This window comes from Polyangium jinanense (assembly GCF_028435365.1).
The window spans coordinates 23298-33423 of record NZ_JAGTJJ010000092.1 but is presented as its reverse complement, the minus strand read 5'-3'; the positions used below and the strand labels follow the sequence as shown (position 1 = coordinate 33423).

9 protein-coding genes are annotated in these 10126 nt (G+C 68.3%); 5 read left to right on the top strand and 4 right to left on the bottom strand.

What is annotated here, in order from left to right:
* Together KEG57_RS51785 and KEG57_RS51780 are read right to left on the bottom strand one after the other, a co-directional pair.
* Nucleotides 1–1996: DNA topoisomerase 3 (locus tag KEG57_RS51785; protein WP_272459973.1), on the bottom strand; the 1996-nt coding region annotated here is incomplete at its 3' end.
* Nucleotides 1997–2080: 84 nt separating this feature from the next.
* Nucleotides 2081–2467: a hypothetical protein gene (locus KEG57_RS51780; protein ID WP_272427470.1), complete on the bottom strand. Its 387-nt coding sequence runs from the start codon at nucleotides 2465–2467 to the stop codon at nucleotides 2081–2083.
* A 502-nt stretch (nucleotides 2468–2969) separates the two neighbouring features.
* Between KEG57_RS51780 and KEG57_RS51775 the strand changes: the two genes are divergently transcribed.
* The 4 genes from KEG57_RS51775 (at nucleotide 2970) to KEG57_RS51760 (ending at nucleotide 7109) form a co-directional block, all read left to right on the top strand.
* Nucleotides 2970–4253 carry a styrene monooxygenase/indole monooxygenase family protein gene (locus tag KEG57_RS51775; protein WP_272427471.1) on the top strand — a complete coding sequence of 428 codons (1284 nt, stop codon included), beginning with the start codon at nucleotides 2970–2972 and terminating at the stop codon, nucleotides 4251–4253.
* Nucleotides 4254–4290: 37 nt separating this feature from the next.
* Nucleotides 4291–5007, top strand: a complete 717-nt coding sequence (locus tag KEG57_RS51770; RefSeq protein ID WP_272427473.1) for a TVP38/TMEM64 family protein — start codon at nucleotides 4291–4293, stop codon at nucleotides 5005–5007.
* The gene (locus KEG57_RS51765) at nucleotides 5007–5978 is read left to right on the top strand and encodes a HEAT repeat domain-containing protein (protein WP_272427475.1); all 972 of its coding nucleotides are present in this window, start codon (nucleotides 5007–5009) and stop codon (nucleotides 5976–5978) included. The genes KEG57_RS51770 and KEG57_RS51765 overlap by 1 nt, the downstream gene beginning before the upstream one ends.
* 168 nt (nucleotides 5979–6146) lie before the next feature.
* A complete protein-coding gene (locus KEG57_RS51760) occupies nucleotides 6147–7109 on the top strand; it encodes an alpha/beta fold hydrolase (RefSeq protein WP_272427477.1) in 963 nt (320 codons plus the stop codon).
* A 134-nt stretch (nucleotides 7110–7243) separates the two neighbouring features.
* On the opposite strand, the gene KEG57_RS51755 is transcribed toward KEG57_RS51760, so the two are convergent.
* Nucleotides 7244–7657, bottom strand: a complete 414-nt coding sequence (locus KEG57_RS51755; RefSeq protein ID WP_272427479.1) for a VOC family protein — start codon at nucleotides 7655–7657, stop codon at nucleotides 7244–7246.
* A 13-nt stretch (nucleotides 7658–7670) separates the two neighbouring features.
* Complete coding sequence (locus KEG57_RS51750) at nucleotides 7671–8807, bottom strand: alpha/beta hydrolase family protein (RefSeq protein ID WP_272427481.1); 1137 nt, start codon at nucleotides 8805–8807, stop codon at nucleotides 7671–7673.
* Between the two features lie 188 nt (nucleotides 8808–8995).
* On the opposite strand from KEG57_RS51750, the gene KEG57_RS51745 reads away from it, so the two are divergent.
* Nucleotides 8996–10075, top strand: coding sequence for an alpha/beta hydrolase family protein (locus KEG57_RS51745; protein WP_272427482.1), 1080 nt, complete (start codon nucleotides 8996–8998; stop codon nucleotides 10073–10075).
* Nucleotides 10076–10126: the final 51 nt, after the last annotated feature.

Below are 10126 nucleotides of genomic sequence, written 5' to 3'. Positions count from 1 at the left end.
TGGAGGGCCGGGGTGGGGGGTCCTGTTGTTTGAGGGCCCGCTTTGCGGGCCCGAGTTCGGGGGGACCGCCCCGGCCCTCCAAAGCCACGCCGCCCGCGGGCCGATCGTCCCCATCCTGCACCGCGCCCACCACGTACTTCACATACGCCTCGATCCCCCGCATGAACGACTTCAAATCCCCCTCACCCCGCGAGAGCCGCGCCAATCGCGCCTCCCATTCCCCCGTCATCGCGGCGCTCTTCACATGCGGATGAACCGCCCCCACCAGCAAAATCCCCTTGTCCGTCGCCGCCAGACTCTTCCCCATCCGGACCACGTATTCCCGCTTGATCAGCGTCTCGATGATCGCCGCCCGCGTCGCCGGCGTCCCGAGCCCCGTGTCCTTCATCGCGTCCGACAGCTCTTTCTCCTCCACCGTCTTTCCGGCCGTCTCCATCGCGGTCAAGAGCGTCGCCTCCGTGAACCGGCTCGGCGGCTTCGTCGTCTTTTTCTCCGCTTTGGCCCCCAGCACCCGCGCGGTTTTTCCTTCCGAAAGCCCCCGCGGCAGCTTCTGCGCCTCCGCCTCTTCCTCCGCGTCGGCCCCTTCCGCCGGGCCCTTCTTTCGTTTTTTCGGCCCTTCTTTCGTACCGGCCCCGCCGAGGTCGAGCACCTTCCAGCCCACTTGCTCGACCACCGTCCCCGCCGACCGGAATCGATCCACCGCTTCGGACGACGTCACCTCCGTGATCACCGTCGTCGTCCGCTCGATCAAATCGTCGTGCCACGCCGCGAGCAGCCTCCGGCAAACCAGGTCGTAGAGCTTTTGCTCCTCCGACGACAACGATCCGCGCGCGGCCGTCGTCGTCGGCACGATCGCGTGGTGGTCCGTCACCTTCGTATCGTCCACGAATCGCCGCCCGAGTGGCCTTTGCCCCGTCCCGGGCGCCAGAAGCCCCTGGTAATTCCCCTCGATCGTCTTCACCACCGACGGCAGCGTCTGCGCCACGTCCGTCGACAGATGCCGACTGTCCGTGCGTGGATAACTGATCAGCTTGTGCCGCTCGTAAAGCGCCTGCGCCACGTCGAGCGTCCGCTGCGCGCTCCACCCGAACAGCCGGTTTGCGTGCCGCTGCAGCTCCGTCAGATCGTACAAAAGCGGCGGCGGAATCCGGCGCGTCTCCGCCGACACCTTCGTGATCGCCGCTCTGCCCCCGAGCACCCGCCGCGTGATCCGCCCCGCCTCTTCCCCGTCCGGCGGCAATCGCCGCGGTTTTTCCGGACCACCCGGTTTTTCCGGGACATCCAGCAGGATCCCCTCGTAACGCCCGTCCGGCCCGTCCGGCGCTCCTTCCGGCGTGAACGTCGCCCGCACTTCCAGGTAATCTTCCGGCACGAATGCCCGGATCGCTTGCTCGCGCTCGACCACCATCGAAAGCGTCGGCGTCTGCACCCGTCCGACCGAAAAGTCCTGCCCGAGCGACAGTGCGTAGGCCCGCGAAAGGTTCATTCCGACGAGCCAGTCCGCCCGGCTCCGCCCCCGTGCCGCGTCCGCCAGCGCGTCGTAATCCCGCGCGTCCCGGAGCTTCCGGAAGCCCATGCGGATCGCGTCCGGCGTCAGCGACGAAATCCAGAGCCGCCGCACCGGCTTCTTGCAGCCCGCAGCGTCGTAGATGTAGCGGAAGATCAGCTCGCCTTCCCGCCCGGCGTCCGTCGCGCAGACCACCCCCTCCACGTCCGCGCGGTGGAGGACCTTCTTCACCACCTCGAACTGCTTGCGTGTCTCCTCCAGCACCGAGAGCGGCCAGGTCGGCGGCAGCATCGGCAACGTGCGCAGGTCCCAGCGCTTCCAGGCCGGGTCCATCTGGTGCGGCTGCGCGAGGGCCACGAGGTGACCGATCGCCCAGGTCACCACGTATCCGGCGCCTTCGAGCGCGCCTTCGCTCGCCTTCGTCGCGCCGAGCACGTGGGCGATGTCCCGGGCCACGGACGGCTTTTCGGCGACGACGGCGATGGTCATGGGCAAGGGCCCCCGACTTCGGGGGCGCGCATCATGACAAAGGGGGCGGGGATGGGCAATCCATGCCGCGCCGGCCCGTGCGCTTCAGGGCGTGGTCGCTTCGCAGCCCGGCGCCTTCGGTTCGGCCGGGAACGACGCGTTCGTCTCCACGCACACGGATGCGGGTTTCGTGAGGGGCGGCGGCGGCAGCGCCCAGTCGCAGGGCGCGTTCGCTCGGTGGCTCGGGTGCCGCGCCAGTATCTCGCAGGCGAACCTCGTCGTGCGCCGGGCGTGCGCGAGCGCGTCCGCGACCACGCGCAGCGTGCGCTCTCCCTCCTCGAGCCGGCTTTGATCCTTGGGCGGCGAACGCTCGATCTCGCCGCAGACCCGGAACGCCTCGTACTCCATCAAAAATGCCGTCAGGGCCATCCGATCCACGATGCGGATCCAGTCCGCGTGCTCCTTCGGCGTCGCGCGGAGCAGCCGCTCCATGAGGACGAGCTCCTGCGCGAGCGGCAGCCCCCGGCAACCTCGCTGGGGCTTTTCACCGAGTGCCAGTGCCCCACGTGATAGCGTTCGCGCACTTCCTATCCCCGGGGGAGCTGGACATACAGCTCTGGCGGATTGCAGGAAATGCTCGATTTGTGGCGGTGTATTCTTTGCGTGTCCCTGATCCAGAGAAGCGATCCATTCCGCGGCGGTGCCGAGTGGCGGTCCTTCCGGCGGAGGCGTCGTGCTTCGGACCGGCGCGCATCCGACGAGCAGGCATGCGAGGACACATGCGATCCGTCGGGTCACCGTGGAATTCGTGCGCACCATGTCTTGTTCGTACACGTCGTGCGGTGTGTCCTTGGCCAGAAGTCAGCAATACCCCGACGTTTGGGCGATGGACCGCCGCCGCTGAGAGGTATATCGTCCGTTCTCGACGGGTCACGCTTTGGGGGCGCTGCTCGGCTCGTTCGAGCGCAGCCATCCAGCTTGGAAAGGGGCTTCGATGAGCAGCATTGGCATCGTGGGAGCCGGCATCGCGGGGTTGCAACTCGGATTGTTCCTCCGCAGGCATGGCATCTCCTGCACCCTTTATACAGATCGATCGAGCGACGAGATCCGATCTTCGCGCCTGCCGAGCACCGCGGCGCTCCTCGGGTCGACGCGCAGGCGGGATCGCGAGCTCGGCACCAACCATTGGGATGACGACGCGTTCGGATGTTTTTACGTCGACGTCCGCGTCAAAGGATTGCCCGAGCTCTCCTCGCGGGGCCGGATCGATCCGCCCGCGCTCTTCATCGACATGCGCCTTTACCTGCCCCGCCTCCTCGAGGATTTCGAGGCGCGTGGCGGCCGTGTCGTCCGCGCCGGAGCGCTCGCTCGATCGGACGTCGAGCGCCTCGGCCAAAAGCACGACCTCGTGGTCGTGGCGAGCGGCCGGAGCGATCTCAGCACGATGTTCCCCCGGGATTTCGACCGTTCCCCCTGGCTCGAACCGCAACGCCGGCTTTTCGCGGGCCTCTTTCGGGGCATCGATTTCCCCGAGGAGCTCGGCCTGCTCTTCCAGATCGTCCCGGGGCACGGCGAGATCTTCGAGAGCCAGCTCCTCACGGCGGAGGGGCCGGTCACTTGCCTCCTGTTCGAGGCCATCCCCGGCGGCGTCCTCGACGCCGCCACGCGTGTCCCTTGCGACGACGATCCGCACGTGGTCGAGAGCCTCGTGCTCGATTTGCTGGAGGCGAACGCGCCGAGCGTCCATGACCGCGTCGATCGGCAGATCTTTCACCTCACGAGCCCGGGCGATTGCATGCAGGCCGCGATCGTCCCGACGGCGCGCCGCGCGTACGTCGATCTCGGCGAGGGCCGTTATGCCATCGCGGTCGGGGATGCCTTCGCGACGCACGATCCCGTGCTCTGGCAGGGCGCGAACGCGGCCTCGCGTGGGGCGTGGGCGCTTGGCGAGGCGATTGTCCAGGCGGTCACGCTCGGTCGTCCTCTCGATCGCCGGTTCTGCGAGGGCATGGACGAGCGGCTCTGGTCCCTCGTCGGCCCCTCGATGCACTGGACGAACGCCTTCCTCTCGCCGCCGCCGCCGCACACGATGGCGATCTTCTCGGCGGCTTCGCGGGATCAGAGCATCGCGGACGCGTTCGCCTCGAACTTCGACGATCCTGCCTTGCAATGGCGGATCTTCCGCGGCCCCGAGGGCGCCTCTGCCTTCCTCGAAGGGTTCCGAGGCCCGCGGACGCGGCGCGGACTCGGCATGACGGTGGCGCCTGCCTCGGCCTAGGCCGAACACCTCGGGTGTGTGGTAGGCTGCGCGCCCGATGCGGCGTCGCCTCGAACGAGTCCTCCTGCTCCTCGGGCTGCTCGCCCTTCCGCTCGTGCTTTTGCGCCTGCCGGCCGTGCGCAACGCGCTCGTCTCGCTCGTCGGGTTCATGCGCGAGGCGGGCGCGGCCGGCGCGCTTTTGTTCTTCGGCGTCGAGGTCTTTGCCCTCGCGATCACCACGCCCCTCTGGGTCATGTCGGGCCTCGCGGGGTACGCGTACGGCTTCGGCAAGGGAATCTTGATCGCGTGGCCGGCCGTGACGCTCGGCGTCTGCCTCTGCTTCCTCTTCGGCCGCGCCTCCATCGGCAAGCTCCTCTCGGCGCGCGCGGGCGAGGCCCATTTCTGGCGCGCCGTCGAGCGCGCCGTCCGCGCCGACGGCTTCAAGATCACCTTCCTCCTGCGTGTCACCTTCGCCTTCCCGCAGAACATCGGCACGTACATGCTCTCGGCCACGCCCCTCTCACTTCGTGCTTTTGCGGCGGGCTCGTTCCTCGGCCTCTTGCCGGCCACCCTCTTTCACGTCTACGTCGGCGCGAGCGTGGAGAGCGCGGCCGCGCTGCTTTCGGGCGAGGCCAAGGCGCCGGGATCACTCGGCTGGATCACGCTCGTGCTCGGGTTTGTCGTGACGCTCGGCGCGCTCGTCGTCACCTCGCGGATCGCACGCCGCTCCCTCGACAAGGCGCTCGCGGCGCCCTCGCAGGCGACGGAGTCCTGATGGCGGCCCGGAAAAACACCTTCGACGACAAACTCGCGCGCATTCGCACACTCGCCCGCGCCGAGCCAAAGGCGGCCGCCACGCCCGATCTCGGCCGGCTGCTCGCCGATCCGACCCCGTTCCTCGTGGGGGAGGCGGCGAAGGTCGTGGCCGAGCTCGAGCTCCGCGCGCTCGTACCCGACCTCGTCGCGGCTTTCGACCGGCTCCTCGGCATGCCTGCGATGGCGGATCGAGGCTGTCACGCGAAACAGAAGGTCCTGGAGGCGCTCGTCACGCTCGAAGCGGACGTGTGGGACACGTATCGAAAAGGCCTCCGGTACGTGCAGATCGAGGTCACCGTGGGCCCGCCCGTGGATACGGCCGGGCTCGTTCGCGGCATCTCGGCGCATGCGCTCGTCCGGACGAACTTTCCGCGGGCTGCGCTCGAAGTGACCCCGCTCCTGTTCGACGAAATGCCCGAGGCCCGCGTCGCCGCGGCCGAAGCGCTGCGCGACACGTGCGAGGTCGTCTGCGCGGCCGTGCTGCATACGCGGGTGATCGTGGGGGATCCCGAGCCCGACGTGCTCGGTGCGTGTTATCGCGGAATGCTCGCGCTCGAACCGCGCCAGTATTTGCCCGTCGTCGCGGCTGCGCTCGAAGCCGGGGTCGAAACGGCGGCGCTCGCGCTCGGCGAGTCGCGCTTGCCGGAGGCTCTTTTGGTGCTGAAGGAGGCCGTCTCGCGCGCGGATCCGGAGATGGAGAAGACCGTGCTGCTCGGCGTGGCCCTGCTCCGCACCGACGAGGCCTTCTCGTATTTGCTGGACCTCCTCGCCGAGGCGCCGGAGAGCCGCGCGATCCACGCGATCCAGGCGCTCTCGCTCCACCGGCACGATACGCGGCTCACATCGAAGATCAGCGAGATCGTCTCCGCCCGCAAATCACGAAAGCTCGCGCGCGCCTTCGCGGAGCGGTTTGGCCCGAGCGAAGGTTGACGAGATCGTGATAGTGATCCGCACGCTGGATCACGCGTGCCGCGTATAACGTTTCGCTCCATGCCATCGGGGTGCAAAGGTCGGTTTGCATCGCAACGATTTCACGTCGAAAAAGTGACGAAATCGTGGACAGCGGGCCGCGCGTGGCTTTATCTTGTCGCTTCGCCCATGACGTCCGTCGCTTGCCGCAGCCATCGCCGTTTGTTTCGGGGGGGCAACGTGTTCTGGGAGGAGTGGGCTCCGCACGGAGGGCTCGCCCACGAGCGTCAGAGACCTGTCGTTCTCGTGCACGGCCTCACGGATACCTGCCGGACCTGGAACAAGATCGCCCCGGCCCTCGCGCGGGATCGGCGGCTTTATGCCCTCGATTTGCCGGGACACGGCCAGTCGAGCCGATACGACGCCTCGTATGACGTCTCGTGGTACGCGAGCCTCGTCGTCGAATGGATTCGATCGCTCGGGCTCTCGGACTTCGATCTCATCGGCCATTCCCTCGGCGGCGGCATCGCGATGCACGTGCTGCTCGAACAGCCGGGGCGCGTGCATCGCCTGGCGCTCGTCGCCGCCGGCGGGCTCGGCCTCGAGGTCGCCGCGCCGCTGCGCCTCGCCTCGTCGATGGGATTGCTCGATCTCGCGGCGCCGGTGCTCATGGGCATCGGCACGAACGCGGGCGTGCGCGTGCTCGGCGGCAATTTCGACGAAGCGGAGCGCAAGCACCTCATCGAGATGAATGCACGCCCGGGCACGGCGCGCGCCCTCTTCCGGACGCTGCGGAATGCCGTCGATCTGCGAGGGCAACGCGAGCACCTGCTCGATCATGCGTACCGGCTGCGCGAGCTGCCGCCCCTCGCGGTGTACTGGGGCGATAAGGATCCGGTGATTCCGGTCAAGCACGCCGAGCAGGTGCACCATTACGTCGACGGCGCCATCGTGCGTCGTTTCCAGAACGTGGGCCATTACCCGCACCGCGAGGCCGTACCGGAGATCCTCTCCGAGCTCTTCCGGTTCCTCGACCAACCCCAGCGCACGCCGCGGGTGCGCCCGGGCGCTCGTCCGCCGCGCGCGCCCGAGGACGCGCGCCCCTCGCTCTGGCGCAGGCTCGCGGGGGCGCGGCTCGCCGAGGTCGAGTGACGTCTCTGCCTCAGAGGGTGTTCCACAGGCGTCGCGAGCGATTCGAGGCTAGGGAGGGTGAGCGAGGCGTACACTGTACGTCGAGCGAGGCCGACCGACGCATCGAGTCGTGCAGCAGCCTGTGGAACACTCTCTCACGAATTCGTGGCGATCGCGTCGTATCCCTTTTCGGAAAACTGAATCAGGCAGAGCCCGTGCCCGAACGGATCGGCGAGCATGACGATCCGGCCCCAGGCGTGCGCGGCGATGTCGCTTTCCCGGACAGCCCCCGCGGCCTCGGCCCGCGCGAGCGCGCCGTCGAGGTCCTCCACCACGAAATCGAGGTGGACCGGCGTCCAGTGGCGGCCATAGGACCGCGGCGAGGTCGATCCGGCGAAGGGAAGGCTCCCCGCCTGCTTCACGAGCAGATAGATCGCGGCATTCGCGCCCACGAGCTCCACGCCGGCGCTGCCGAAGCGGCGGCCGATACGGAGGTCGAAGGCGCGCGTGTAAAAGTGGATCGCGCGGTCGAGGTCGTCGACGTCGATGTTGACGAGCAAGGTGGTCATGGGTTCGTCGGGGTCATGGAAGCACGGTTTTCCGCTGGTTTCCAAGCCACGAGAGGCCCGCGTTGTAAATCACGTCGTGCCCGCCCAGAAACACCACGACCGTCGCGCGTTCGCTCGTGCGTTCGAAGACGACTTTTGCCTTCGCGGCTTCGTAAAGCGGGCGCGCCGCCGGGGCGCCGAGGGCCTCGGGGATGCTGCGCGTCTTGGCGATTCGCCCGATGTCCTCGTCCGGTACCCGATCCGCGGGCGCCGCGAGGTCATTGAAGGCGCGGAGCGCGTGATCCGGGGGGACGAGCTGGTCCCAGATCCCCACGCCGAGATAGACGTTCACACGCCCGCGCGCGCCTTTGAGGTGGGAGCGTGGGCTCCGCCGCCGGCATTCCTCCGCGGCGGGCGTGCCCGGCCGAGGCGCGCCGCCGCAGGCCGCGGCGACCTCGTGCGCGTAATGGCGATCGGGCATGTTCGCGCGCAGCCAGCCGTACCAGTCCACGAGGTCGTAAATGGGCACCCACGACACGACGCCCGCCCAGACCTCCGGGTGCCGGCCCGCGAGCACGAGCGAGGTCATCGCGCTGCCGGAATACCCGACGAGGTAGATCCGCGTCGGATCGATGTTGGCGCGCCGCCTCGCGTAGTCGACGGCGTCGAGCACGTCCCTTTGCGCGAGCTCGGAGGCCACTGACGTGGGCGACCGGTAGGGGCCGCGGTGATCCGGGTGGATGAGCACCCAGCCGTTCCGCTCGGCGAAGATCCCGTACGGAATGCCGATGTTCTGCAGGTAATTCTCGCTCCAGCTATGGAGCGCCACGAGCAAGGGGCGCGGCTCGGGCCGGCCCGGATCGTAAAACAGCGCGCGTTGCTTGTTCCCGTCGAGAGACGAGGAAATCTCGACCTCCTCGATCCGCGGGACTCGCGCCCGCCATACCGAGAAATCCTGCGCGCCGAACGGGAAGGGGCCGCCGGCCGCGCGTGGAAACTCCGGAATCAGCGAAAGCGGCTCTCGCGCGCGCTCGCCCGGCGCGTGCGTCTGCGGGGGCGCAGGCGTGGGCCGAGGTGCGCGGGTCTCTGCATGTGCCGTGGGCGTTTCCCGACATCCAAATAGGAGGAACCCCGCGAGGAGCACCAGCATGGAAACGATGGGGCTCGGCATTGCACCTTCCCTCCGCGGCCCTCCGCACCTGGATACGTTCGTCCCGCACCCGTGCGGGAACGCAATCGCCGTGCCTCATTTCGTCACCGATCGTGCACGGGCGGGCAAGCACGGCGCTCGCAATTCGTTTCGGATGCATGGCCTCGGCTGGGTGGAGCCGCTATACCCGCGCTCCGAGAGACGACCGCATGAATTGCATCCAGAATCGTGTTCGGTTCCTTTCCATCATGGCGCTCGTGGCGCTTTTTTCGATCGCGGAGGGGCCCGCGCGTGCCGACGGCGCAAAGCGCGTGGAGCCCGCGTTCACGCTCGCCTCCCGATTTCCAGGCGGCGAGGGCGCCTCGGGCCTCGGCGCCTGGAAGGAGCGCGTGCCCGGCGTCGAGGCCGTGACAATCAAATCCTCGGCCGACAGCGCCGATCAGCGCGCCATGTTTCTCGACTCGGGCGCGCCTGGAAAGCGACCACTCCTCGTGGTCTTGCATAGCTGGAGCACCGACTGGCGGCAGAACATCGGCATCCCGTATGCCATGTTTGCCGCGAAGAACGACTGGGTCTTCGTGCACCCCGATTTCCGGGGACCGTACCTCCGCCCCGAGGCCGCGGCCTCGGACCTCGCCGCGCAGGACATCCTCGACGCCATCGCGTACGCGAAGCAGCGCGGCCACGTCGACGAGACGCGTATCTATCTCGCGGGTTTCTCCGGCGGCGGCATGACCGCGCTCGCGATGGCTGGGCGGCATCCGGACCTCTGGGCGGGCGTCGTCGCGTGGGCGCCGGTGTACGACATCCCCGATTGGTACACGTACAATCGGAAGGGTTTTCCCAAGCGGCATTATGCGCGTTTCATCGAGGGCGTGTGCAGCGGCGCGCCGCGTCCCGGCACGCAGGCGTTCCACGAGTGCGCGCGCCGCAGCCCGAGCGCGCTCCTTTCGCGGGCGAAGCAGGCGGGCGTGCCGGTCTACGTAGCCACGGGCATTCGCGACGACATCGTGCCCCCGCGGCATTCGATCTCCGCGTTCAACGACCTCGCCGAACCGGCCGATCGCGTGGGCGACGACGTGCTCGCGAAGCTCCTCGCCCCCACGGCGACCCGGCGCGTAAGGTCGACCTCCTCCGACGATATCTACGAGCGCGCCGGCGCCCCATCGTACCTCACACGCACCTCGGGGAACGCCACGCTCGTGCTCTTCGAGGGCGGCCATGACGTCGTCTTCGACGCGGGCCTCGCCTGGCTCCGTGACAAGCGCCGCGCCGCGAAGACTCCCTGAGCGGCCTCGTCGCGCAGAGAATTGTCGTTGTGAAGGGGCGGGAAAGCCTGT

Bases quoted from the DNA above. Each gene is read 5' to 3' on its own strand.
- KEG57_RS51780 (WP_272427470.1), bottom strand. From the start codon at position 2,467: ATGGAGCGGCTGCTCCGCGCGACGCCGAAGGAGCACGCGGACTGGATC.
- KEG57_RS51775 (WP_272427471.1), top strand. From the start codon at position 2,970: ATGAGCAGCATTGGCATCGTGGGAGCCGGCATCGCGGGGTTGCAACTC.
- KEG57_RS51770 (WP_272427473.1), top strand. From the start codon at position 4,291: ATGCGGCGTCGCCTCGAACGAGTCCTCCTGCTCCTCGGGCTGCTCGCC.
- KEG57_RS51765 (WP_272427475.1), top strand. From the start codon at position 5,007: ATGGCGGCCCGGAAAAACACCTTCGACGACAAACTCGCGCGCATTCGC.
- KEG57_RS51760 (WP_272427477.1), top strand. From the start codon at position 6,147: ATGACGTCCGTCGCTTGCCGCAGCCATCGCCGTTTGTTTCGGGGGGGC.
- KEG57_RS51755 (WP_272427479.1), bottom strand. From the start codon at position 7,657: ATGACCACCTTGCTCGTCAACATCGACGTCGACGACCTCGACCGCGCG.
- KEG57_RS51750 (WP_272427481.1), bottom strand. From the start codon at position 8,807: ATGCCGAGCCCCATCGTTTCCATGCTGGTGCTCCTCGCGGGGTTCCTC.
- KEG57_RS51745 (WP_272427482.1), top strand. From the start codon at position 8,996: ATGAATTGCATCCAGAATCGTGTTCGGTTCCTTTCCATCATGGCGCTC.